Source organism: Streptomyces flavusporus (genome assembly GCF_046267975.1).
In the GTDB taxonomy this organism is placed as follows: Bacteria; Actinomycetota; Actinomycetes; order Streptomycetales; family Streptomycetaceae; genus Streptomyces; species Streptomyces flavusporus.
This window is the reverse complement of sequence record NZ_CP176503.1, coordinates 6,850,427-6,873,519: the sequence shown is the minus strand read 5'-3', so window position 1 is coordinate 6,873,519 and position 23,093 is coordinate 6,850,427. Positions and strand designations below refer to the sequence as shown.

The following is a 23,093-nucleotide window of genomic DNA, read 5'->3' as shown; positions in this document are numbered from 1 at the left end:
GGCGTGTGCCAGGTGGGCGGAATCTTTAGAGTTGTCACTCTGATAGGGGAAACAGGGGCCAGGGAGACCCCTGTTGATCCCGCGTCAGATGTGGGCGGCTCCCGCGCCCGCCTCCGCGTTCTCGCCGCGCTTGGTCAGGAAGGCGACCAGAACCGCCACCGCGGCAACTCCGGCGGCGACCAGGGATGCCAGGCTCATGCCGGAGATGAAGGTGTCGTGGGCGACGTCCGTGATCTTCGCGGCGATGGCGTCCGGCGTGCCCGGCGCGACCGGAGCGGCGCCCTGCTGGACGGCCTCGGCGGCCTGCGCCTCCTGGGCCGGGGTGAGTTCCGGAAGGCCCGCGTCCGCCCAGTTGCCGGGGAGGTCGCTGTCGACCTTGGAGGCCATGACGGCGCCCAGGACGGCCGTACCGAGGCTGCCGCCGATCTGCATCGCCGCCTGCTGGAGACCGCCGGCCACACCGGAGAGCTCCATCGGGGCGTTGCCGACGATGACCTCGGTGGCGCCGACCATGACCGGCGCGAGACCCAGGCCGAGCAGGGCGAACCAGAGCGACATGATGCCGCTGCCGGTGTCCGTCTCCAGGGTGGACATGCCGTACATGGCGATCGCGGTGAGCGCCATGCCGCCGGCCAGCGGGACACGCGGGCCGACCTTGGTGATCATCGCGCCGGCGAGCGGCGAGCCGACGATCATCATGCCGGTGAGCGGCAGCAGGTGCAGACCGGCATCGATGGGGCTCATGCCGTGCACGTTCTGGAGGTAGAACGTCACGAAGAACAGACCGCCCATGAACGCGATGGCCATCAGGACCATCAGGACGACACCGGCGGACAGCGCGACCGAGCGGAACAGGCCCAGCGGGATCAGCGGCTCCCGCACCTTCTTCTCCCAGAGGGCGAAGAAGGCGAAGCCCAGCGCGGACACACCGATGAAGGTCCACGTCTGTCCGTCGCCCCAGCCCCACTCGGGGGCCTTGATGAGCGCCCAGACCAGGCAGAACATCGCGCCGGAGAGCAGGCCGATGCCGAGCAGGTCGAAGGAGCGCGGGGCGTTCTCCGCGCGGTGGTCGTTCAGGATGAGCAGGCCCAGGACGAGGGCGAGGATGCCGACCGGCACGTTGATGTAGAACACCGACTGCCAGCTGACGTGCTCGACCAGGACACCGCCGAGGATCGGGCCGCCGGCCGTGGAGGCACCGATGACCATGCCCCAGATGCCGATGGCCATGTTGAGCTTCTCGGCCGGGAAGGTGGCGCGCAGCAGGCCGAGCGCGGCCGGCATCAGCAGGGCGCCGAACAGACCCTGGAACACGCGGAAGGTGATGACCGCGGCGATGGAGTCGGACAGGCCGATGGCTCCCGAGGCGGCGGCGAAGCCGACCACGCCGATGAGGAAGGTCTGCCGGTGGCCGAAGCGGTCACCGAGCTTGCCCGCGGTGATCAGGGAGACCGCGAGGGCGAGGAAGTAGGCGTTGGTGATCCACTGGACCTCGGCCCAGCTGGCCTTGAGGTCGGTGGCGATGGCCGGGTTGGCGATGGCCACGATGGTGCCGTCGAGGGCCACCATCATCACGCCCACGGCGACGGTTATCAGGGTGAGCCAGGGATGGCCGCGCAGGCCCTTGGCCGGCGCCGGATCCGACGGGGCTGATGGTGCCTTGTCCCCCGGCCCCGTCTTGTCGATGGTGGCCTGACTAGTCATGTGTTCGAGGTTAGTGTCAGCCTCTGACAGTTGACAAACCAGTTCACAAGTCAGTGACTGCCACGTCACTCCCATATAGCCTGAACCGGGAAAACAGTTCGAGGAAAGGCCTGGTGGACACGGTGAACAGTGCGGGCACGGCATCGGCGACCCGGCCGGGACTGCGCGAACTGAAGAAGCGGCGAACCCGGGACGCACTGCTGCGCACCGCGGTCGAGATGTTCACCACGCGCGGGTACGACCACACGACCGTCGACGACATCGCCGCGGCCGTCGACGTCTCGCCCCGCACCTTCTTCCGCTACTTCTCGGGCAAGGAGGACGCCGCCCTCGCCCTGGAGGCGATGACGGTGGCGCACTTCCTCGACGCGGTGCGCGCCCGCCCCGCGCACGAGCCGCCGATGGAGGCGATGCGCCGGGCCGTCATGGAGGGGTGGGACACGCTCAGCGCGGTCGTCGAGTCCGTCGCTCCGATCGAGCAGTATCTGCGGATGTACCAGGTGATCGAGTCGACGCCCGTGCTGCTCGCCGCGCATCTGCGCCACTTCGCGGAGACGGAGGAGCAGATGGCGCTGCTGATCGCGGAGCGCGAGGGCCTCGACGTGGACGCCGATCCACGACCGCGGGTGGCGGTGGCCGTCTTCAGCGGGGTGATGCGGGTGACGGAACGTCAGTGGAGCACGGGCGCGGACTTCAGCCTGGACGCGATGCGCGCGCTGACGGCCACGTACCTCGATCAGGTGGGGCCGGCGCTGGTCGGCAACTGGCGTGCGCCTCAAGGAGCGTGACTTTACCCAAACGTGATCCGCGTCACTCGGTTCACGCGAGACCCTCTCGTTCTCCTAGTGTGTCCTCCCAGTGACTTCCTTCGACACCTCTCCCTCACTCAGCGTCTGGCGCGCACTGCTCGCCCTGGCCGTGGTGTTCGTGATGCTGGCGACCACCGGCTGGACCGCCCTGCGCAGCGGGCGGTCCCAGTCGCCGTTGCAGGCCTCGCTCTCCGCCTGGGAGCACGGCAGCCTCGACGGACACCGGCTGCCGGACCCGGACGCCGCACCCGCCCGGCTGGCCCGCTTCTTCGCCTCGCTCACCGACCGGCAGCGCGCCCACCTCGCCCACCGCTATCCACTGGCGGTCGGCAACATGAACGGCGCCCCTGTCCGGCTGCGTTACCGCGCCAACCGCATCGCGCTCGACCAGGCCCGCAAGGTCGAACTCAAGCGCATGCACGACAACCGGCTCAGTCTCACCGGGCAGCAGGAGGCGGGCCGGCGTATGCACCGCTTCGCGTCGCTCATGAGGGCCGACCGGCACATCCTCGCCTTCGACCCGGCCGGCTCGGGCCGGATCGCCGAGGTCTTCGGCAATCTGACGAAGGCCCGGCGGGTCTCCGTCGTCGTCCCCGGCGTCGACACCGACCTGCTCACCTTCCAGCGCACCCACCGCAGATACTCGGCGCCGGTCGGCATGGCGAAGTCCCTGTACGCGGCCGAACGCGCGGCGAGCCCCTCGACCCGCACGGCCGTGATCGCCTGGGCCGACTACACCGCGCCCAGCGGCATCGGCATGGACGCGGCCACCGCGATGCGCGCCGAGGACGGCGCGGTCCGGCTGAACGAGATGGTGCGCGCGCTGCCCGGCCGGTCGCCGGTTTCGCTGTTCTGCCACAGCTACGGCTCCGTGGTGTGCGGGGTCGCCGCGCACACGCTGCCGCGCCGGGTCGCCGACATAGCGGTGGCCGGCAGTCCCGGCATGCGAGCGGCGACGGCCTCGCACCTGCGCACCTCGGCGCAGGTGTGGGCGATGCGGGACGCCGACGACTGGATCCAGGACGTGCCGTACATGGAGTTCGGCGGTCTCGGGCACGGCGCCGACCCGGTGTCCACCGCGTTCGGGGCGCGGGTGCTGTCGGCGCGCGGCGCCGAGGGGCACGCCGGCTACTTCGAACCGGGCACGCAGAGCCTCGCCAACTTCGCCGAGATCGGGGTTGGCGCGTACCGCGCGGTGGACTGCGCCGACGATGCCGGCACGTGCCGGGCGGGTTTGTCCGGCACCACAGCGGTCGGACGCGCGTAGAGGCGCAAGAAACTGCGGTCTGCGCAGGGAGGGGACGAAAGAGCGCGTGCCGCATACGATGAGCCGCATGGGTGACGTACTGGCCGGATTTCATGCCGCCTGGGAGTTCGAGTCCGACTCCGTGCTCATCCGTTACGAACGGGGGATTCGAACACCCAAGCTGTTCCAGGCGCTCGGGGAGCGCCGTGTGCCGTTGGAGGCTCTGCAGGGGGTGACGCTCTCCCCCGGTCGGCGCGGGACCGTGGTGCTGCGCGCCGAGCCACGGGCGGGCGCCGATCCGCTGATCGAGGCGGCCGCGGGCCAACTGAAGGAAGGCAGCGATCCTTACCGTCTGGTGCTGCCTGCTGAACGGGAGACGCTCGCGGAGTACTACGCCGACGAGCTACGGGGCCTGTTGACCGAGTCCGGTCCGGCGGAACGCCATCTCGTGGCGGCGCCGGAGCCGCCGTTGCAGTTCAAGGCGTACGACGGGAAGGCGTCCTTCGACGGTACGTCCGTGTCCTTCCGGTGGTTCTGGACGGGGGCGTCGTCGGCGAAGTGGAAGGCCGGCGACCAGAAGTTCGTGGTCGCCGACCTCAGCGGGGTCGAGTGGCGGTCACCCGAGGTCTTCGAGGGGCATCTGCGGCTGCTGCGGCGCGACGCGCACGATCAGCCTGCGCAGGCTGATCAGGATCCGGCGGCCGTGATGTTCGGGCTGGGGTACGGGCCTGTGCATGAGTCGTTGCCGTTCGCTGCGGCCGTGTTGGCGGGGGTTCGCTCCGCGGGCCCGGCGGCGGCGGTGATGGCCGCTCCGCGGCGGGATCCCGCGGATATTGCGGAGCGGATTCGGCATCTTGGGGAGTTGCATCAGGCCGGATTGGTGACGGATGAGGAGTTCTCCGTCAAGAAGGCGGAGTTGTTGGCCGAGCTTTAGCGTGTGTCAGGTATCTCTACTCGCGTCCGGCGGAAGTGAACGTCATGTCTGCGTAGCGGTTGCCTGACACCCTCTCGGCGATCGGGTCCAGGAGCGCCATGTCCTCCTCGCCGAGCACGATCCGCGTCGCCGTCGTGTTCTCCTCCACTCGGGTCGGCTTGCGGGTGCCCGGGATGGGGATGACCGGGAGGTTGTGGACCGTCGACTGTTGCTGGGCCCAGGCCAGGGCGATCTGGCCGAGGGTGGCGCCGTGGGATGCGGCCACCTTGCGGATCGGTTCCAGGAGCGCTGCGTTGGCCGTCGCGTTGTCGCCGGTGAAGCGGGGCATCTGGCGGCGGAAGTCGTCGGCCGTCAGGTCCTTCTCGGCACTGGTGAAGGAGCCCGTGAGGAAACCCCGGCCCAGCGGCGAGTACGGCACGAGGGCCACGCCCAGTTCGCGGGCCGTCGGCACCACGCCCGCCTCGATGTCCCGGCTGAACAGCGACCACTCCGACTGCACGGCGGCGATCGGATGCACGGCCTGCGCAGCCCGTAGTTCGGCGCCGGTGACCTCGCTCAGCCCGAGGTGCTTGACCTTGCCCTCGCGGACCAGCTCGGCCATCACGCCGACGGTCTCCTCGATCGGCACGTTCACATCGCGGCGGTGCATGTAGTAGAGGTCGATCACGTCGACGTCCAGGCGCTCGAGGCTCGCCTCGACGGCCTGGCGGATGTACGGCGGGTCGTTGCGGATGATCCGCCGGGTCGGGTCGTCCGGCGGGATCGCCAGGGCGAACTTGGTCGCGATGACCACGTCGTCCCGGTGCGCCTTGAAGAACGGCGACAGGAACCGCTCGTTCTCTCCCTGGCCGTACGCGTCCGCCGTGTCGTACAGCGTGACGCCCAGCTCCAGCGCCCGCTCCAGGGTGGCCCGGGACTCCTGCGCGTCGGAGGGGCCGTAGGCGAAGCTCATGCCCATGCAGCCGAGGCCCTGCACACCGACCTCGGGGCCGCCGTCGCCGAGTCGTACCGTCGGGATCCTGCTGTCGGTCATCGGGTCGTCTCCGCTTCGCGGACGCGGGAGGCGTCCGTGTAGAAACTGATCTTCCGGTCGAGCACGGCCAGAGTGTCCTGGAGTTCGGCGATCCGGGCCTCTACGTCCCGGCGGGTCTCCTCCAGCAACGCGCACCGCTCGCCGTAGGTGCTGTTGCCCGCACGCACCAGCTCCGCGTACCGCACCATGTCGGCGACCGGCATGCCGGTCAGCCGCAGCTTGCCGACGAGGTCGAGCCAGTCCAGGTCGCGGTTGGTGTAGCGGCGCTGGCCGGTGTGGGAACGGTCGATGTGGGACATCAGGCCGATCCGCTCGTACCAGCGCAGGGTGTGGGCCGACAGGCCGGTGAAGGCGACGACCTCACTGATCGTGTACCGGTCCTGGCCGTCGGGGCGCGGATGCCGACGGGGTGGGGCGGAACAGATGTCCGTGCGGGTGAGGGCTTCTTCCGTGCGTTCTTCGGTGGCTGCTGCCGTGGTCTGCATCACCGTCATGCGCTCCACGCTATGACCTTGGAGTGCACTCCAGGCAAGCGCAGGCGGTAAGAAATCGGCAGGACGCGCCTCGGGTCGGGTGGCTAGCGTGCGGGCCATGAGTCTTGTACGCCGTGCCGTGCCCGAAGATGCTCCGGAAGTGCTGCGACTGCGCCAGGTGATGATCGATTCGGTGTTTGCTGCGGACGGGTCCAGAGACTGGCATACGGAGTCCCTGCCGACGCTGCGGGCGCGACTGGGCGAGCCGGACGGGGACTTCGCGGCGTTCGTGGTCGACCATCCGGAGCGGCCGGGGGCGCTGGCGGCGCTGGTGGCCGGGACCCTGGAGTACCGGATCGGGAAGGCCGGCAATCCGCACGGGAGGATCGGCTTCGTCTTCAGCGTCGCCACCGACCGGGATGCGCGGCGGCGGGGGTACGCGCGCGCGTGCATGGAGGAACTGCTCCAGTGGTTCCGGGAGCGCGGCGCCGGCCAGGTCGACCTCACAGCCTCCGCCGAGGCCGAGCCGCTCTACGCCTCGCTGGGCTTTGCGCGGCAGAAGGACCCCTTGATGCGCCTGAAACTCTGATGAAGCTCTGAGGCGCCCAGGACCTACCCAGCGGATCATGCCGCAGGCGTGGGGGCCGGCACGCCCGTCTGCCGCGTTGTCCGACTCCCCCCAGCTCGACTGCGCTCACGCGGGGACCCCGTCGGCCCCGCTCACCTGCGTCGATCAGTCAGCGCGGCTCCCCCGGTGACCTGATCCGCCGGACAGGCCCTAGGCTCGACGGCATGTCCTTGAAGAGCTTGGCGTTGATCGACAGCTGGCCGGTTTCCACCGCTGCGGCAGGTGTCGTGGGGGCGGATGGTGCGGTGCTGGGTGGGCACGGGGCGGTCGGGCAGCGGTTCCCGCTGGCCTCGGTCACCAAGCCGCTCGCGGCGTACGCCGTGCTCGTCGCGTACGAGGAGGGGGCGATCGAGCTCGACGAACCGGCCGGGCCGCCCGGCTCGACGGTCCGTCATCTGCTCGCGCACACGTCCGGGCTGGCCTTCGACGAGCACCGGGTGACGGCCGCGCCCGGGCAGCGGCGGCTTTACTCCAACGCCGGATTCGAGCAGCTCGGGGACCATGTCGCCAAGGCGACGGACATTCCCTTCGCGGAGTATCTGCGGCAGGCGGTGCTGGAGCCGCTGGAGATGGCATCGACGACCCTGGAGGGCTCGCCCGCCAAGGACGGGGTGTCGACCGTGGACGACCTGCTGCGGTTCGCCGCCGAGGTGCTGGCGCCACGGCTGCTGGATCCGCGGACGGTCGCGGAGGCGATGTCCGTGCAGTATCCGGGGACCAAGGGGGTCCTGCCCGGGTACGGCCACCAGAGCCCCAATGACTGGGGCCTCGGCTTCGAGATCCGCGACTCCAAGTCGCCACACTGGACGGGGTCTTTGTCCTCACCGCGTACGTTCGGGCACTTCGGGCAGTCGGGTACGTTCCTGTGGATCGACCCCGATGCCCAGGTGGCGTGCGTCGCGCTGACGGACCGGGCGTTCGGGCCCTGGGCAATCGAGGTGTGGCCGCCGTTCACGGACGCGGTGCTGGCGGAGGTACGGGGCTGAGGGCACCCCCGTCGAGGCGCCGGATCACCGTGCGTCCGGCGCCTTGGCCAGGCACTCGGACCACACCGTCTTGCGGCTTCCGTCGTGGCCTCGCATCACGCCCCACCGGTCGGTGACCGCCTCGACGAGGCGCAGGCCACGCCCGGCGTCGTCGAGTACGTCGCCAGTCACCGGGACAGGCAGCCTGGGGCAGCTGTCGGCTACCTCCACCCGTACCGCGCCAGGCAGGAGCAGAAAGCAGATGCCGCAGCGGCGGCCGGGCACGTGCCGGACGACGTTGGCGAGGAGTTCCGTCAACGCCAGTTCGGCCGCGTAGGCCAGTTCAAGCAGGCCCGAGCCCCTGAGGTAGAGCCGCAGTATGCGGCGCAGGTGGCGGGCCGAGTGCTCGCCCAGCGTGAACTCGGCGCGGTATTGCGGCTGAAAGTCCGTTGCCTGCGGACCAGTTGCGTGATTCACGTCACCAGATTGCGACGCACCGAATACGCTCGGCTACGCAACGAAACGAACGCTGTGAGGCGTTGCAGGCCGGAGGTGCCGCTGTGGCCAACATCCAGAACCTCGACCCGACCGCTTCCCCGCTCGACTACTACGGCTGGGAACTGCGCCGCCACCGCGAGGCCCACGGCCTGAAACAGGGCCAGCTCGGCGACATCATCTTCTGCACGGGCTCGCTGATCGGCCAGATCGAGACTACAAAGAAGGTCCCCACCCGCGACTTCTCCGAACGCGTCGACGCCGCCCTCGGCACGGACGGCCTCTTCTCCCGGCTGGTCGGCCTGGTGCTGCGCAGCCAACTGCCCACCTGGTTCCAGCCGTACGCGGACATGGAGGCGAAGGCGACGTACGTCTCCACCTACCAGGCGCAGTTGGTGTACGGGCTGCTGCAGACGGAGGAGTACGCGCGAGCGGTGCTCGCCACCGGCATGCCGGGCGACCTGGACGGCCTGGTGGCGGCCCGCATGGAGCGCCAGCGCATCCTGGAGCGGGAACAGCCGCCGCTCGCCTGGGCGGTTCTGGACGAGGCCGTCCTACTCCGGCCGATCGGCGGCCGTGAGGTCATGCGACGCCAACTCGCCCGCTTGTTGGAGTTCACCGATCACCGCTGGATGCACATTCAGGTGCTGCCGAACTCGGCGGGTGAACACGCCAGTCTTGACGGGTCGTTCAATCTGCTCCGCTTCGACGACGACCCGGACATCATCTACACGGAGGACCTGATCTCGGGTCACATGACCGCCAACCCCGAGACCGTCAGGGAGGCGGCACTCCGTTACGCTCGCTTGCAGGCCGCGGCCCTCTCCGTGGAGGATTCCGCGGCACTGATCGCCCGCGTGATGGAGGAACGCTATGGAGACCGGTCCCAGCCTGAGGAACGCACAGTGGCGTAAGTCCAGCTACAGCGGCAGCACCGGCGGCGACTGCGTCGAGTGCACCGTCACCGACGGCGCGACCTGGCGCACGTCCTCGTACAGCGGCAACACCGGCGGCGAGTGCGTCGAGGTGGCCGACGGCTGCCCGACCGGCGCCGTCCCGGTCCGCGACAGCAAGAACCCGTCCGGCCCCGTCGTAACCGTCGGCGCGCCCGCCTGGCAGGCGTTCGTCGACGGTCTGCGGTAGTCCACAGGCCCGCCCGGCTGTCAGTGGCACCCCCTAGGCTCGTCTTCCGTAGCCGCTCGTATGGCAAAAGTGCGTCAGCCAGGAAGGGGCCACATGCGTGTCACCGGGGGCCGCGATGGATCGTCCGGTCCTCCTCTTCCATGTCCTCCGGGTCCCCCCAGGCCAGTGCGCCCTCCTCCTCATCCAGATGCGGCCACACGTCGGGCATGTCCACACCGTCTGCGCCGCGCAAGCACCGGCCTGCCTCCAGGGCGGAGGCGATCTCCTCCAGCCATTGCGGGAGGGTGAAGTCCGACTCGCTGGCGTAGTCCAGGCTTCCGATGCTCCACGCGGCAACCCGGCCGAACGTGGCCCGCTCGGGGTCGGCGTCCATGAACAGCCCCGACCAGGCGTCGCCTGCCGTCACGGTCAGCGGGAGGTGAGCACGGTCGGGGCTGCCGCCTTCGGGCGTTGTCCGAGCCTGCCACTTGGAGACCATCCGGTCGAGCTGGTACCAGGCGTAGCAAGGGGGCAACCAACCGGTCTTGCGCCACTCAGGATTGGTGACGAGGGAGCCGTCGGTGGCGTCCTGGAAGTCGTTCGTACGAGTGCCAACAGATCCGTCGTGCAACAGGTACCAGGCACGCAACGCCGGCGGCAGCCGCACCCCGAGAATGGTCTCAGCCGCGGTGATCTGCTTCTCGGTCGCCGCTGGCCGCAACATCGCCAGCGAGCCGGGCGCATGCGCGGCCATCCACTTCTCGATGCGGGCCCAAGCCGCCCGAACCTGCGCAGCCACTTCATCCCCCATGAGGTGATCGTTCATTCCGCCAACCTACAAACGGACGTGGCCAGTCGACGAGGGTCTGCACAACCTGTGAAGACCGCAGCCCGCCCTCTTGCCCACCGGCCTCCTCGCGAGCGGCGACAAGGGCCTGATCCAGCTCGGCGACATCCTGGAGGCCGAATACGGCAGCGTCACCGCCAAGTTCTTCCTCATCGGCTTCTTCGGAGGTTAGCCGTACCCAGATCGTGGGCCTGAGGGCGGTGGCGTGGGAGACCACCGCCCTCCCCCCTCTTGTGACGTCGGCGAGTCGGCACCAGACGGACGTTGTTGATCCGGTTGCCAGAGTGGGCTTGTCACCACACCACCACGTCCGCTCAGCTTGCGGACATCTCCCACACCAGCAGCTCCGCCCCCGTCACTCCCACCGCCTCCACATCCTTCGCGTCTGTGATGCGGGCCGCGTCGCCGGGGCCCAACTCCTCGCTGTCCAAGCGCACTTCACCGCGGACGACATGGACGTAGGCGTACCGGGCGTCCGGGACCGCCGCCCGCTCCCCCACCCCCAGCCGCCGTACGTGCAGCATCGCCCCCGCCTCCGGGACCGCGTACGGCGTCGCGTCCGCGATGCCGTGGACGATCTCGTACGACGGGTCGCCGCCCGGCGTCAGCGGCGCCAGCCACATCTGAACGAAGGTGAGGGGCGCCGGGCCGTCGTTGCGTTCGACGTGGCGGACGCCGGACGCCGAGCTGAGCCGCTGGACGTCTCCGGCGCGGACGACCGTCTCGTGGCCCTTGGAGTCGCGGTGGGTCAGCTCGCCCTCGGCGACCCAGGTGACGATCTCGGTGTGGCTGTGCGGGTGCTCGTCGAAGCCGGCGCCGGGGGCGAGCCGCTCCTCGTTGCAGGCGATCAGCGCGCCGAAGCGGAGGTTGTCGGGGTCGTAGTGGGGGCCGAAGGAGAAGGCGTGCCGGGACACGATGCCGGTCTGCGGGTCGCCGCCGGGGTAGCGCTCTTCGGCGCGCCGTACGTCCATCACGCAGACCACCGTAGACCTCACCTGAGACCCGGCGGAGCGCACTCGCGTCCTGATAAGGCAGTCTTGTCCCCGTGCCCGAACCCGAAGCCCGTCACAGCGACGCCCCTGTACCCGGCGTGCATACGCACGCCGCGACCCTGAAGCGGCTGGAGAAGTCCTCCGGAAGTCTCGCCGCCCAGGCCATCGCGCGGATGGACGAGACGCTGCCGTGGTACCGGGCCATGCCCCCGGAGAACCGTTCCTGGATCGGGCTGGTCGCGCAGGCCGGTATCGCCGCGTTCACCGAGTGGTTCCGGCACCCGGATGCCCCGCAGGCCATCTCCACCGACGTCTTCGGGACCGCGCCACGCGAACTGACCAGGGCCATCACGCTGCGGCAGACCGTCGAGATGGTGCGCACCACGATCGAGGTGATGGAGAGCGCGATCGACGAGGTCGCCGCCCCCGGCGACGAGAACGTCCTGCGTGAGGCGCTGCTGGTGTACGCGCGTGAGATCGCGTTCGCGACCGCGCAGGTGTACGCCCAGGCCGCCGAGGCACGCGGTGCCTGGGACGCCCGGCTGGAGTCACTGGTCGTGAACGCCGTGCTGAGCGGCGAGGCCGACGAGGGCGCCGTGTCGCGGGCGGCCGCGCTCGGCTGGAACGCACCCGAGCATGTGTGCGTGGTGCTGGGAACCGCGCCCGACGGTGACTCCGAGCTGACGGTGGAGGCGATCCGGCGGGCGGCACGGCACGCCAAGCTCCAGGTGCTGACGGGCGTGCTCGGGGACCGGCTGGTCGTGATCGCGGGCGGCAGTGACAATCCGCTCGCTGTCGCGAAGTCGCTCATCGGGCCCTTCGCCGCAGGTCCCGTCGTCGCGGGGCCGATCGTGCCCGACCTGCTGGCCGCGACCCGCTCCGCGCAGGCCGCCGCCGCGGGGCTCAAGGCGTGTTCTGCCTGGCAGGACGCGCCACGGCCGGTTCTGGCGGACGACCTGCTTCCGGAACGTGCGATCGCCGGTGACCCGAGCGCGCGCGAGCAGCTGGTGGAGGAGATCTACAGACCGCTGGAGGAAGCCGGCTCGGCGCTCCTGGAGACCCTCAGCGTCTATCTGGAACAGGCGAGCAGCCTCGAAGGAGCGGCCCGGATGCTGTTCGTGCATCCCAACACCGTGCGCTACCGGCTTCGACGTGTGACTGACGTCACCGGTTGGTCGCCATCCGATGTACGTTCCGCGTTCACGTTGCGCATCGCACTGATCCTGGGGCGTCTGGCGGATGGAGATCTCCAGCCCTAGCCTTTTGTCGGGGGCCCACAAAACCCCTTCGTGTTCTTCGTCCTTGTCCCCACGGGCGGCCATGGCCGTCCCCAAGAGAGAGTGTGAGAGTGCTCGTACTCGTCGCTCCCGGCCAGGGCGCCCAGACGCCCGGCTTCCTGACTCCCTGGCTCGAACTGCCCGGTGCCGCCGACCGCGTCGCCGCCTGGTCGGACACCATCGGACTGGACCTCGCCCACTACGGCACGAAGGCCGACGCGGACGAGATCCGCGACACCGCCGTGGCGCAGCCGCTGCTCGTCGCCGCCGGGCTCCTCTCGGCCGCGGCACTGGGTGCCTACCCGTCCGCTGACGCGGCGGTCGCCCCGGGCGCGGTCGCCGGCCACAGCGTCGGTGAGATCACCGCCGCCGCGTTCGCGGGCGTCCTCAGCGACACGGCCGCACTGACTCTCGTACGCAAGCGGGGCCTGGCCATGGCCGACGCGGCCGCGATCACCGAGACCGGGATGTCGGCGCTGCTCGGCGGCGACCCCGAGGTGTCCGTCGCGCACCTGGAGAAGCTGGGCCTGACCCCGGCGAACGTCAACGGCGCCGGGCAGATCGTGGCCGCGGGCACCCTGGAGCAGCTCGCCGCGCTGAACGAGGACAAGCCCGAGGGCGTCCGCAAGGTCGTCCCGCTGAAGGTGGCCGGCGCGTTCCACACCCACCACATGGCGCCCGCGGTCGACACGCTGGCCGAGGCCGCCAAGGCGCTCACGCCCGCCGACCCGAAGGTCACGTACGTCTCGAACAAGGACGGCCGGACGGTCGCGTCCGGCACCGAGGTCGTCGAGCGGCTGGTCGGCCAGGTCGCCAACCCGGTCCGCTGGGACCGGTGCATGGAGACCTTCCAGGAGCTCGGCGTCACCGCACTGCTCGAGGTGTGCCCCGGCGGCACGCTGACCGGTCTCGCCAAGCGGGCCCTCCCCGGCGTCAAGACGCTGGCCCTGAAGACCCCCGACGACCTCGACGCGGCCCGCGAGCTCGTCGCAGAGCACTCCTGAGCCCCCTGAAGGAGCCCGACCGAATGCCGAAGATCAAGCCCAGCAAGGGCGTCCCGTACGCGCGCATCCTCGGTGTGGGCGGGTACCGGCCCACCCGAGTCGTGTCGAACGAGGTGATCCTCGAGAAGATCGACTCGTCGGACGAGTGGATCCGTTCGCGCTCCGGCATCGAGACGAGGCACTGGGCGAACGCCGAGGAGACCGTCGCCGCGATGTCGGTCGAGGCGTCCGGCAAGGCGATCGCCGACGCCGGTATCGCCGCCGAGCAGATCGGCGCGGTGATCGTCTCGACCGTCACCCACTTCAAGCAGACCCCGGCCGTGGCCACCGAGATCGCCGACAAGCTCGGCACGGCCAAGGCCGCCGCGTTCGACATCTCGGCCGGCTGCGCGGGCTTCGGCTACGGCCTGACCCTCGCCAAGGGCATGATCGCCGAGGGCTCCGCGGAGTACGTCCTCGTCATCGGCGTGGAGCGGCTGAGCGACCTGACCGACCTGGAGGACCGGGCAACGGCCTTCCTGTTCGGCGACGGTGCGGGCGCGGTCGTCGTGGGCCCGTCCACCGAGCCCGGGATCGGCCCGACCGTCTGGGGCTCGGAGGGCGACAAGTCCGAGACCATCAAGCAGACCGTGCCCTGGACCGACTACCGCGAGGGCGAGGTCGAGCGGTTTCCTGCGATCACGCAGGAGGGCCAGGCGGTGTTCCGCTGGGCCGTGTTCGAGATGGCGAAGGTCGCCAAGGAGGCCCTGGACGCCGCCGGACTTTCACCGGACGAACTGGATGTCTTCATTCCGCACCAGGCCAACGAGCGGATCATCGACTCGATGGTGAAGACACTCAAGCTGCCGGAGAGTGTCACGGTCGCCCGTGACGTGCGCACCACCGGCAACACCTCGGCCGCCTCGATTCCGCTCGCGATGGAGCGGCTCCTGGCGACCGGCGAGGCGAAGAGCGGCGACACCGCGCTCGTCATCGGATTCGGGGCGGGTCTCGTTTACGCCGCCACTGTCGTTACCCTCCCCTAGGCACTCCGTGCCGGATCGTGCTGATCCGGTGCGGGCACTGCAAGCACCTGCCGCTCACGCGGTGGGCGCCACACCCTCTGGAACATCTACGAAGGAGCGCCTGACATGGCCGCCACTCAGGAAGAGATCGTCGCCGGTCTCGCGGAGATCGTGAACGAGATCGCCGGCATCCCGGTTGAGGACGTCCAGCTGGACAAGTCCTTCACCGACGACCTGGACGTCGACTCGCTGTCCATGGTCGAGGTCGTCGTCGCCGCCGAAGAGCGCTTCGACGTCAAGATCCCGGACGACGACGTCAAGGACCTCAAGACCGTGGGCGACGCGACCAACTACATCCTCAAGCACCAGGCCTGAGACATCCCTTAGGCCGGGAGCTGCCGGCCCCGCCACCCGGCGGTGGCGCCGCTGAATCCTCGTATCCGTTGGAGAAAGAATTCCCGTGAGCCCGACCAATCGCACTGTGGTCGTCACCGGTATCGGCGCAACCACACCGCTGGGTGGCGACGCAGCCTCTACTTGGGAGGGCCTGGTCGCCGGACGTTCCGGCGTCAAGCCCCTGGAGCAGGACTGGGCCGCCGACCAGGCGGTCCGTATCGCCGCGCCGGTCGCGGTGGAACCGACCGAGACCATCCCCCGGCCGCAGGCCCGCCGCCTGGACCGCTCGGCGCAGTTCGCGCTGATCGCCGCTCAGGAAGCCTGGGCCGACGCCGGTTTCACCGCAAAGGCCGGTGAGGACGCAGCTGTCGACCCGGACCGGCTCGGTGCGGTCATCGCGTCCGGCATCGGCGGTGTCACGACCCTGCTCGACCAGTACGACGTGCTCAAGGAGAAGGGCGTCCGCCGCGTCTCCCCGCACACCGTCCCCATGCTGATGCCGAACAGCCCGTCCGCGAACGTGGGTCTGGCCGTGGGCGCCCGGGCGGGCGTGCACACGCCGGTCTCCGCGTGCGCGTCGGGCGCCGAGGCCATCGGCTACGCCATCGAGATGATCCGCTCCGGCCGCGCCGACATCGTCGTCGCGGGTGGCACGGAGGCGGCGATCCATCCGCTGCCCATCGCCGCGTTCGGCAACATGATGGCGATGTCCAAGAACAACGAGAACCCGCAGGGCGCCTCCCGTCCGTACGACGTGGCCCGTGACGGCTTCGTCCTCGGTGAGGGCGCCGGCGTGGTCGTCCTGGAGTCCGCCGAGCACGCCGCGAAGCGCGGTGCGCGCGTCTATGCGGAGGCGGTCGGGCAGGGTATCTCCGCCGACAGTCACGACATCGTGCAGCCCGAGCCGGAGGGGCGCGGTATCGCGTACGCCCTGCAGAACCTGCTCGACCGGACCGACCTCGACCCGGCCGAGATCATGCACGTCAACGCGCACGCGACGTCGACGCCGGCCGGTGACATCGCCGAGCTGAAGGCGCTGCGGAAGGTGTTCGGTGACGACGCCGACCACATCGCGGTGTCCGCGACGAAGTCGATGACCGGGCATCTGCTGGGTGGTGCGGGTGGGGTCGAGACCGTTGCGACCGTGCTCGCCCTGTACCACCGGGTCGCTCCGCCGACCATCAACGTGGAGAACATCGACCCGGAGGCCGAGGCCAACGCCGACGTGGTCCGCGGCGAGGCGCGCAAGCTGCCCGTCGAGGGCCGTATCGCCGCGCTGAACGACTCGTTCGGGTTCGGCGGGCACAACGTGGTACTGGCGTTCCGGACGGTCTGACGGCCTGTCCTACGAGCGTGAAGGGCCCCCACCAGCCGGTGGGGGCCCTTCGTACGTGTTGAACGGGGAATCAGACCACCTGATGCAGCCAGCGGACCGGCGCTCCCTCGCCCGCGTACCTGAACGGCTCCAGCTCGTCGTCCCACGGCTTCCCGAGGAGCTTGGACAGCTCGGCCTCCAGATCCGTCTCCCCTCGCTGACTGCGGAGCAGCGCCGCGCGCAGGCGGTCCTCGGGGATCAGGATGTCGCCGTGGATGCCGGTGACGGCGTGGAAGATGCCGAGGTCGGGGGTGCAGCTGTAGCGCTCGCCCTCGGCGGTCGGGCAGGGCTCGGCGGTGACCTCGAAGCGGAGGAGATGCCAGCCCCGTAGCGCGGAGGCGAGTTTGGAGGCCGTGCCGGCCTCGCCCTGCCAGGAGAACTCCGAGCGCCAGGTGCCGGGCGCGGCGGGCTGCCGGATCCAGTCGAGGTTGACGCGTGTGCCGAGCACCCCGGCGACGGCCCACTCGACATGCGGGCACAGCGCGCGCGGCGCGGAGTGCACGTACAGAACTCCACGTGTCGTCACCGGGACCTCCGGGCAGAGCGGGCATGGTGCGTTCGGGCGGGGCGGTGGTGGCTGTCAGCCACGCTGATGGCGAGGCTACCGTGCGGCGGCGCAAGGAGTGTGACGTACCGTCGGTCCAGGTGCCGGGAAACTCCCGCCATTCACCCGGCAGGACGCTTGTACGGCCGTGCGCCGTTGCACGCCGCGCGGCCGGGAACTCTTGCGCGTTGTTATGGAGGGAGACCGTCGCGCGGTCTTGGACGACCGTCGTACACCGGCGCACGAGGACCGAGGGGATCAGCAGCGGATGCGGAAGACCGGAGAACGCTCGCGGGCCTGGCTCGCCGTGCTCACGGCGGCCCTTCTCTGTGTCACCGGATGCGATGCGGTGGGGGGCGACTCGTCGGGCCCGGCGGGTACCGGTGCGCAGCGGGCGAAGCCGAGTCCGACGCCGGCCTGGGACCGCAGCCCGCGTTCGATCGCCGCGGTCGGCGACTCGATCACCCGCGGTTTCGATGCCTGCGAGGTGCTGTCGGACTGTCCGGAGGCCTCCTGGGCGACGGGCAGCAGCCCCGACGTCGACAGTCTCGCCGTACGGCTGCTGGGGGGTGCGCGGGCCGCCACGCACAGCTGGAACTACGCCGTGACCGGGGCGCGGATGGCGGACCTGCCCGGGCAGATGGCGCGGGCGGTGACCCGTGAGCCTGAGTTGGTGACGGTGATGGCCGGCGCGAACGACGCCTGTCGGGCCTCGACGGCGGAGATGACGCCCGTGGCCGACTTCCGCGCCGACTTCGAGGACGCGCTGCACACCCTGCGCGAAGCCCTGCCCAAGGCCCAGGTGTATGTGGCGAGCGTGCCGAACCTGAAGCGGCTGTGGTCCGAGGGGCGTACCGATCCGCTGGGCAAGCAGGTGTGGAAGCTGGGCATCTGCCCGTCGATGCTGGGCGACGCGGACGTGCTGGACGCGGCGGCGAACCAGCGGCGCGAGACGGTGCAGCAGCGGGTGGAGGACTACAACGGCGTGCTGGAGGAGGTGTGCGCGCAGGACGAGCGGTGCCGTTTCGACGGCGGCGCGGTGTACGAGTACCGCTTCGGTACGGCGCAGTTGAGCCACTGGGACTGGTTCCATCCGAGCAAGAACGGGCAGGCGCGGCTGGCGGAGATCGCGTACCGGAAGGTCACCGGGAAGACGGCGTGACCAGGGTTGTCCTAGGGTTTCGCTCATGAGCGAACACTTCGGCACACTTTCCGACGGCACCCCCATCGAGCGCTGGACCCTGGAACGGGCGGGCGTGCGGGTGCGGATCCTGTCGTACGGCGGAATCGTGCAGTCGGTGCAGGTGCCGGACCGGCAGGGGCAGGCCGCGGACGTGGTGCTGGGCTTCGCGGACCTGGACGGGTACGTCGAACGTCCGGGGCCCTACTTCGGCGCCCTGGTGGGCCGGTACGCCAACCGGATCGCGGGCGGCCGCTTCCCGCTGGACGGGCGGGCGTACGAGCTCGCGCGGAACAACGGGCCGAACTCGCTGCACGGCGGCGAGCGAGGCTTCGACAAGCGTGTGTGGGAGGTGACGCCGGTCGAGCACGGCGTACGGCTCAGCCGGGTCAGCCCGCACGGCGAGGAGGGCTTCCCGGGCCGGCTGGAGGTGTCGGCGACGTACCGCCTCGACGCGACGGGCGCGCTGCGGATCTCCTACGAGGCGGTCACGGATGCGCCGACCGTGGTGAACCTGACGAACCACTCGTACTGGAACCTGAGCGGTACCGGCACCGCGGGCGGCCATGCGCTGCGGATCGCCGCAGAGCGGTACACGCCGGTCGACGCGGACCTGATCCCGACCGGCATCGCCTCCGTCGAGGGCACCCGCTTCGACTTCCGCACGGAGCGCAAGGCCGGCGCCGGCTACGACCACAACTTCGTGCTCGACAAGGGGGTGACCGGGACGCCGGAGGAGGTCGCCGAGCTGTACGACCCGGCGTCCGGGCGGGTCCTGACCGTGTCGACCACGGAGCCCGGCCTCCAGCTGTACACCGCCGACCACCTGGGCGAGCCCTTCGCCCCCGGCGACGGCATCGCACTGGAGACGCAGGCCTTCCCGGACTCCCCGAACCGGCCGGAGTTCCCGAGCACGGTGCTGCGGCCGGGCGAGGTGTACCGGTCGGAGACCGTGTACGGCTTCTCGAACCGTTAGGTCCCGGCACCACGAGCCCCGGCCCGGGTGTCAGGTCCCGGACCGGGGCTGCTCGTGGGGTGCCCCGCCTCAGACGTTAATCGCCGCGGTGAGGCGGCGGTCCGTGATCGAGTGGCCGATCTGGATTTCGTGCGAACCCTTCACAAACGACCATGACGCGCTCATCTCGTCCCAGATCTCGAACGCGCGGCGCGGCAGGTCCACGGTGACCTCGACGCGCTCGCCGGGCGCGGCCTCCACCCCGGCGAAGCCGGCCAGCCGGCGCGCGGGGCGCTCGGGGTCGGGCTCGCTCGGCGCCAGATACACCTGGACGATCTCGCGGCCCGGGCGCTCGCCGGAGTTGCGCAGGCGGACCCGGACACTGGTGCCCTCGACCTCGACGGACTCGTAGGTCCAGTCGGTGTAGCCGAGGCCGTGGCCGAAGGGGTTGTGAGCTGCGGTCGATTAACTGCGTACGGGCGCCTTCTGAGGTGCACGTGTGAGTGTCCGGGGTACGGCAGGTGCGGATGTCCGGGGTGGGAACGGCAGTTTGTACGTCGAATGCGTGACCTTTGCGGGTGGTGGGTCGTTGAGCGGGGCAGTGGGTTCTTCGGCTCGTGTTGTGCAGGGGGTGAAGGGGTGGGTGGGCTGCGGGAGTTGGCGGCGCCGTTCGTGCTGCCCGGCCCCTCGGGAGTCGCCGTCCGTGCCCGGCTCAAGCACCTGACGGCCGAGGATGAGAAGGTGCTTCGTCTGGTCGGCGATTTGCTCGGTTCGCTCGCCTCCCGTGACCTGAAGGCGCGGTGTGCGGCCGGGCTGGACCACGGCGCCGAGCAGTGGGCCGAGCGCAAGCGCACCCTCACACCCCAGGCGCCATTGCCGAGGAACACGCTTTCTGTGTACGCAAGTCCGCCGTCAGTCAGGACGACTTGGGTGACCGGGGCGTCCGTCAGGGAGCCCCATGTGGTCGGGAGGCGCCCGCCGGGCTCGTACGCGCCGGTCAGCACGTCCGCGAGTGCCGCGCCGCCCAAGCTGGACCCGGAGTCGGTGGACATGCCGGGCGCGTTCCGGGACTTCCTCACGTTGCTGGGCGAGCGCTGACCGCCCAACGCCCCACACACACCATGGCGTAGACCACTTCCGTCGCGCGATACTTCCGCCGTCCGGCACCGCACCCCACTGCGACGGAAGGCCAGAAACCCCTTGAATTCCATACGTGTTCGCATCGGCGTACTCGGCTTTGCCCTGCTCGCCGGGCTCGCGGCGCCCGCCCCAGCCTCTGCCTCTGCCGACTCAGGGACGGCCACGGCGACGGTCGAGGAGCAGCGGCTGGACCGGGCCGTGCCGCAGGAGATCCTCCGCCGGTCCGGATTCGACGGCATGGCACCGGAGTTGGCCGAGGCGCTGAGCCGGGCGCGCTCGTACGCGCAGGCCCGCGGGATCGTCGTACGCGAGGGAGCGGAGCTGTGGCGGCGGGCCGTCGACCGGGCGCAGGGACGAGGGCCGACCGACGGAGACCTGAGCCGGGACGACGACCGGCCGCTGTACTGGGCGCGGCTGGGGATGACACGTGAAGTGCGGGGCTGGCAGCCGCAGTTCGGGATGAGTGACCGCCAGCGGGCGGCACTGCTCGATGCGTTGGAGCGGACCTCGCGCGGACAGACCGACATCCTCCCCCACTCTCGGCTTCGCTCGAGCGGGGGGACCCCCATCCCGCACGGCAAGGGTGTGCGGCGCATCGTGGTCACCGGGTTCGATCCGTTCACTCTGGACCGGGACGTGCGGATCTCCAATCCGTCCGGGGCGACCGCGCTGGCGCTCGACGGCACGGTGATCGAGACGGCGGACGGTCCGGCCCGGGTGGAGACCGCCGTGTTCCCGGTGCGCTGGCAGGACTTCGCGGCCGGGACGGTGGAGCGGACGCTGCGGCCGTATCTGCCGAAGGCCGACCTCTTCGCGACCGTGAGCCAGGGACGTGTCGGACGGTTCGACATCGAGCGCACCAACGGGGCCTGGCGAGGCGGATTCCCGGACAACGAGAACATCGGCCGAACGGAGACCGTCCCCGTCACCGACCCGGCCACGCAGCCGCAGTGGACGTCGACGACGCTGCCGTACGAGGAGATCGTGGCCGCGGACACCGGCCGCTTCCCGGTGTACGACAACACGAGCGTCACCGAGATCCCGGCGGGCGGCACCGAGCCGGTCGTACGGCCGGACGGGCCGACGGCGGGGTCGGTGGCGCGGGCCGGCGGCGGCGGGAACTACCTCTCCAACGAGATCGCCTACCGTGCGACGCTGCTACGGGACCGGCTGGGGCTGCACGACATGCTGCCGGGCGGGCATGTGCACACGCCGGTGCTGCAGTTCGGGGCGGGCAACACCGACCCGGCGACGGGCGCGGTGACCGACCCGGAGTTCGTACGGAACCGGCTGGACATCATCGCGCAGGTACGGGCGATCGTGACGGCGGCGGCGAACGCGACGTCCGCTTGAGGTTCGCGGCCGAGTGTCACTGACCGGCGTCGGCTTGCGACGCCGGTTGGTCCTCGGTCTCCTCCACGATCTCCTCGCCCCGCAGCTCCCGTGCCAGCAGCGTCGCGCCCGCAACCGCCCCCGGCATCAGGAAGACGGCGACGACCGGGACCAGGAAGGCGAGGCCGAGCGGGGTGCCGAAGCCCCAGATCAGGGTCTTGCGGGAGCGGAGGAGGGCGAGGCGGTCGCGCAGGACGACGCCGCGGCGTTGGAGGGCGACGGAGGTGAGTTCCTCGGTGAGGAAGAAGCCGGTGACGAAGAAGCCGATCACCGGGACGACCGTCTGGCCGAACACCGGGATGAAGCCGAGGGCGAACAGCAGCACGCCCCACAGGGCGGCCCGGAGCACGATGCGGAGGCTGTCCCGGGCCGAGATCCACAGTTCCTTGTACAGGGGCAGGCCGGACTGGGGGGCGGTGCCGTCCGGGGAGACGTCACGGTCGACCGACTCGGAGAGGCTCTCGTAGAAGGGCTGCCCGACGAGCAGCGTGACCGCGGTGAAGGTGAGGACCGCGAGCAGCAGGGCCAGGGCGAACAGGACGGCCGTGAGGAAGCCGCGGAAGAGGCCCGCCCAGGGGCTCGACCAGTCGTCGGCGAACGGGGTCGCCCAGGCGACGAAGTCCTCGCCCCACAGCGCCAGCGCCACCAGCGCCGCCGCGTACAGAACGAGTGTGATCAGGCCGGGGAGCAGCCCGAAGCCGTACTGCTTGCCGTGCCGGGCCACCCATCGCTGGCCCTTCAGGAGATAGCGGAAGCCCACCCCAAGATCGCGCATGTGGGAACTCTAGCCGGTGGCCCACGGCCGTCCGAGCCACGGCTGCCGTCGTTACACAGGCGCCACACTCACCACAACGCCCGGCTCCGCCGCGGGCGACACGGCCGCCGACACGCGTACCGCCACCGCCCGCGCGATCCGACCCGCGCGGGCCGCCCCGGCCAGCAGCAGCGGCTGTAACTGCTCCAGCCCGGCGACCAGCAGTTCCTCCCCGGCCACGACAACCGGCCGTACCGTCCTGGCCGTCGCCGCGGCCCCCTCCGTCAGGTCGGCGAGGGGCGGCACCGCGGCCCGTACGACGCCCGCCCCCGCCATGGCCGCGCGTTCCGCCAACGCCACCTGGAGCGGCATCACGGGAGCCACGGCCGCCGTCAACGCGTCGGCGGCGCGGCGGAGTTCGGGTGAGGAGTCGCGCAGGACCTCCGCGGCCGCCCGGATCACCGGCGTCAGCACGAGCAGGACCCCGGCCGCGACGCCGGCCGTGGCGGGCAGCTCCGCGGTGGTCTCGCGCAGCACCCGCAGCATTTCGACGCCCGAACCGTCCTGTGGATCCAGCGTGTTGACGGCGATCCGGGTGATGTTCTGGGCGGCGTCCAGGAGTTGGCCGGTGATGTCGGTGGTGCTGCGGGCCATCCGCAGGACGTCCTCCCTGCTGGGGAGCGACGGGATCGTTGCCACGGGTCCTCCTCGTCTCGATGCGCGCACCCACTGCCGAGCCCACTCAGCATGCCCCTTGTGAGCCGACCGTCATGCGCCATCCGGGGCAACGCCGGGCGTCCGCGACACCAAGACCCTCTTGTTGC

Annotated in this window: 25 protein-coding genes and 1 pseudogene; 16 read left to right on the top strand and 10 right to left on the bottom strand. The window is 70.4% G+C overall.

From position 1 onward, the window contains the following. Positions 1–84: 84 nt before the first annotated feature. The gene (locus ACKTSN_RS32520; RefSeq protein WP_409472374.1) at positions 85–1,704 is read right to left on the bottom strand and encodes an MFS transporter; all 1,620 of its coding nucleotides are present in this window, start codon (positions 1,702–1,704) and stop codon (positions 85–87) included. A 122-nt stretch (positions 1,705–1,826) separates the two neighbouring features. Here ACKTSN_RS32520 and ACKTSN_RS32515 point away from each other — a divergent pair, with 122 nt between their 5' ends. The 3 genes from ACKTSN_RS32515 to ACKTSN_RS32505 all read left to right on the top strand — a co-directional run bounded on the left by ACKTSN_RS32515 (position 1,827) and on the right by ACKTSN_RS32505 (position 4,693). Beyond that, the gene (locus tag ACKTSN_RS32515; protein WP_409474979.1) at positions 1,827–2,492 is read left to right on the top strand and encodes a TetR family transcriptional regulator; all 666 of its coding nucleotides are present in this window, start codon (positions 1,827–1,829) and stop codon (positions 2,490–2,492) included. A 70-nt stretch (positions 2,493–2,562) separates the two neighbouring features. Beyond that, on the top strand, positions 2,563–3,780 hold the full coding sequence (locus ACKTSN_RS32510) for an alpha/beta hydrolase (protein ID WP_409472373.1): 1,218 nt from the start codon (positions 2,563–2,565) through the stop codon (positions 3,778–3,780). A 67-nt stretch (positions 3,781–3,847) separates the two neighbouring features. Next, a complete protein-coding gene (locus ACKTSN_RS32505) occupies positions 3,848–4,693 on the top strand; it encodes a DUF4429 domain-containing protein (protein WP_409472372.1) in 846 nt (281 codons plus the stop codon). A gap of 16 nt (positions 4,694–4,709) precedes the next feature. Here ACKTSN_RS32505 and ACKTSN_RS32500 read toward each other — a convergent pair whose 3' ends face one another. After that, positions 4,710–5,726, bottom strand: a complete 1,017-nt coding sequence (locus tag ACKTSN_RS32500; protein WP_409472371.1) for an aldo/keto reductase — start codon at positions 5,724–5,726, stop codon at positions 4,710–4,712. Beyond that, positions 5,723–6,220: a MerR family transcriptional regulator gene (locus ACKTSN_RS32495; protein WP_409472370.1), complete on the bottom strand. Its 498-nt coding sequence runs from the start codon at positions 6,218–6,220 to the stop codon at positions 5,723–5,725. The genes ACKTSN_RS32500 and ACKTSN_RS32495 overlap by 4 nt, the downstream gene beginning before the upstream one ends. A gap of 97 nt (positions 6,221–6,317) precedes the next feature. Between ACKTSN_RS32495 and ACKTSN_RS32490 the strand changes: the two genes are divergently transcribed. After that, the gene (locus ACKTSN_RS32490) at positions 6,318–6,788 is read left to right on the top strand and encodes a GNAT family N-acetyltransferase (protein ID WP_409472369.1); all 471 of its coding nucleotides are present in this window, start codon (positions 6,318–6,320) and stop codon (positions 6,786–6,788) included. A 203-nt stretch (positions 6,789–6,991) separates the two neighbouring features. Then, positions 6,992–7,813, top strand: a complete 822-nt coding sequence (locus ACKTSN_RS32485; RefSeq protein ID WP_409472368.1) for a serine hydrolase domain-containing protein — start codon at positions 6,992–6,994, stop codon at positions 7,811–7,813. 24 nt (positions 7,814–7,837) lie between these two features. Here ACKTSN_RS32485 and ACKTSN_RS32480 read toward each other — a convergent pair whose 3' ends face one another. Then, the gene (locus ACKTSN_RS32480; protein WP_409472367.1) at positions 7,838–8,269 is read right to left on the bottom strand and encodes an ATP-binding protein; all 432 of its coding nucleotides are present in this window, start codon (positions 8,267–8,269) and stop codon (positions 7,838–7,840) included. An 83-nt stretch (positions 8,270–8,352) separates the two neighbouring features. Here ACKTSN_RS32480 and ACKTSN_RS32475 point away from each other — a divergent pair, with 83 nt between their 5' ends. Then, positions 8,353–9,201, top strand: a complete 849-nt coding sequence (locus tag ACKTSN_RS32475) for a helix-turn-helix domain-containing protein (protein WP_409472366.1) — start codon at positions 8,353–8,355, stop codon at positions 9,199–9,201. Continuing rightward, positions 9,161–9,430, top strand: a complete 270-nt coding sequence (locus tag ACKTSN_RS32470; protein ID WP_409472365.1) for a DUF397 domain-containing protein — start codon at positions 9,161–9,163, stop codon at positions 9,428–9,430. The genes ACKTSN_RS32475 and ACKTSN_RS32470 overlap by 41 nt, the downstream gene beginning before the upstream one ends. Before the next feature lie 100 nt (positions 9,431–9,530). Here ACKTSN_RS32470 and ACKTSN_RS32465 read toward each other — a convergent pair whose 3' ends face one another. Next, positions 9,531–10,220 (bottom strand): SMI1/KNR4 family protein, encoded by a 690-nt coding sequence (locus ACKTSN_RS32465; RefSeq protein ID WP_409472364.1) that lies wholly within the window; start codon positions 10,218–10,220, stop codon positions 9,531–9,533. Between the two features lie 350 nt (positions 10,221–10,570). After that, positions 10,571–11,227: a pirin family protein gene (locus tag ACKTSN_RS32460; protein ID WP_409474978.1), complete on the bottom strand. Its 657-nt coding sequence runs from the start codon at positions 11,225–11,227 to the stop codon at positions 10,571–10,573. Between the two features lie 74 nt (positions 11,228–11,301). Between ACKTSN_RS32460 and fasR the strand changes: the two genes are divergently transcribed. The 5 genes from fasR (at position 11,302) to ACKTSN_RS32435 (ending at position 16,265) form a co-directional block, all read left to right on the top strand. After that, the gene (gene fasR, locus ACKTSN_RS32455) at positions 11,302–12,507 is read left to right on the top strand and encodes a fatty acid biosynthesis transcriptional regulator FasR (protein WP_409472363.1); all 1,206 of its coding nucleotides are present in this window, start codon (positions 11,302–11,304) and stop codon (positions 12,505–12,507) included. Positions 12,508–12,596: 89 nt separating this feature from the next. After that, the gene (locus ACKTSN_RS32450; RefSeq protein ID WP_409472362.1) at positions 12,597–13,529 is read left to right on the top strand and encodes an ACP S-malonyltransferase; all 933 of its coding nucleotides are present in this window, start codon (positions 12,597–12,599) and stop codon (positions 13,527–13,529) included. Between the two features lie 23 nt (positions 13,530–13,552). After that, positions 13,553–14,554, top strand: coding sequence for a ketoacyl-ACP synthase III (locus ACKTSN_RS32445; RefSeq protein ID WP_409472361.1), 1,002 nt, complete (start codon positions 13,553–13,555; stop codon positions 14,552–14,554). 105 nt (positions 14,555–14,659) lie between these two features. Further along, a complete protein-coding gene (locus ACKTSN_RS32440; RefSeq protein WP_409472360.1) occupies positions 14,660–14,908 on the top strand; it encodes an acyl carrier protein in 249 nt (82 codons plus the stop codon). A gap of 85 nt (positions 14,909–14,993) precedes the next feature. Beyond that, positions 14,994–16,265, top strand: a complete 1,272-nt coding sequence (locus ACKTSN_RS32435) for a beta-ketoacyl-[acyl-carrier-protein] synthase family protein (protein WP_409472359.1) — start codon at positions 14,994–14,996, stop codon at positions 16,263–16,265. 70 nt (positions 16,266–16,335) lie between these two features. Here the strand turns inward: ACKTSN_RS32435 and ACKTSN_RS32430 are convergent, their stop codons facing one another. Then, positions 16,336–16,830: a DUF3145 domain-containing protein gene (locus ACKTSN_RS32430; protein WP_361476472.1), complete on the bottom strand. Its 495-nt coding sequence runs from the start codon at positions 16,828–16,830 to the stop codon at positions 16,336–16,338. 286 nt (positions 16,831–17,116) lie between these two features. On the opposite strand from ACKTSN_RS32430, the gene ACKTSN_RS32425 reads away from it, so the two are divergent. Together ACKTSN_RS32425 and ACKTSN_RS32420 are read left to right on the top strand one after the other, a co-directional pair. Continuing rightward, positions 17,117–18,010 (top strand): SGNH/GDSL hydrolase family protein, encoded by an 894-nt coding sequence (locus ACKTSN_RS32425; protein WP_409472358.1) that lies wholly within the window; start codon positions 17,117–17,119, stop codon positions 18,008–18,010. A gap of 25 nt (positions 18,011–18,035) precedes the next feature. Further along, positions 18,036–19,004: an aldose epimerase family protein gene (locus ACKTSN_RS32420; protein WP_409472357.1), complete on the top strand. Its 969-nt coding sequence runs from the start codon at positions 18,036–18,038 to the stop codon at positions 19,002–19,004. Between the two features lie 69 nt (positions 19,005–19,073). Here the strand turns inward: ACKTSN_RS32420 and ACKTSN_RS32415 are convergent. Then, a pseudogene (locus ACKTSN_RS32415) lies at positions 19,074–19,430 on the bottom strand (fibronectin type III-like domain-contianing protein); the annotation flags it as partial. A gap of 192 nt (positions 19,431–19,622) precedes the next feature. Between ACKTSN_RS32415 and ACKTSN_RS32410 the strand changes: the two are divergent. Next, a complete protein-coding gene (locus tag ACKTSN_RS32410) occupies positions 19,623–20,081 on the top strand; it encodes a hypothetical protein (RefSeq protein ID WP_409472356.1) in 459 nt (152 codons plus the stop codon). A gap of 102 nt (positions 20,082–20,183) precedes the next feature. Further along, positions 20,184–21,476, top strand: a complete 1,293-nt coding sequence (locus ACKTSN_RS32405) for a pyroglutamyl peptidase (protein ID WP_409472355.1) — start codon at positions 20,184–20,186, stop codon at positions 21,474–21,476. 16 nt (positions 21,477–21,492) lie between these two features. Here ACKTSN_RS32405 and ACKTSN_RS32400 read toward each other — a convergent pair whose 3' ends face one another. Together ACKTSN_RS32400 and ACKTSN_RS32395 are read right to left on the bottom strand one after the other, a co-directional pair. After that, on the bottom strand, positions 21,493–22,290 hold the full coding sequence (locus ACKTSN_RS32400) for an EI24 domain-containing protein (RefSeq protein WP_409472354.1): 798 nt from the start codon (positions 22,288–22,290) through the stop codon (positions 21,493–21,495). A 51-nt stretch (positions 22,291–22,341) separates the two neighbouring features. Continuing rightward, the gene (locus ACKTSN_RS32395) at positions 22,342–22,968 is read right to left on the bottom strand and encodes a hypothetical protein (protein ID WP_409472353.1); all 627 of its coding nucleotides are present in this window, start codon (positions 22,966–22,968) and stop codon (positions 22,342–22,344) included. Positions 22,969–23,093: the final 125 nt, after the last annotated feature.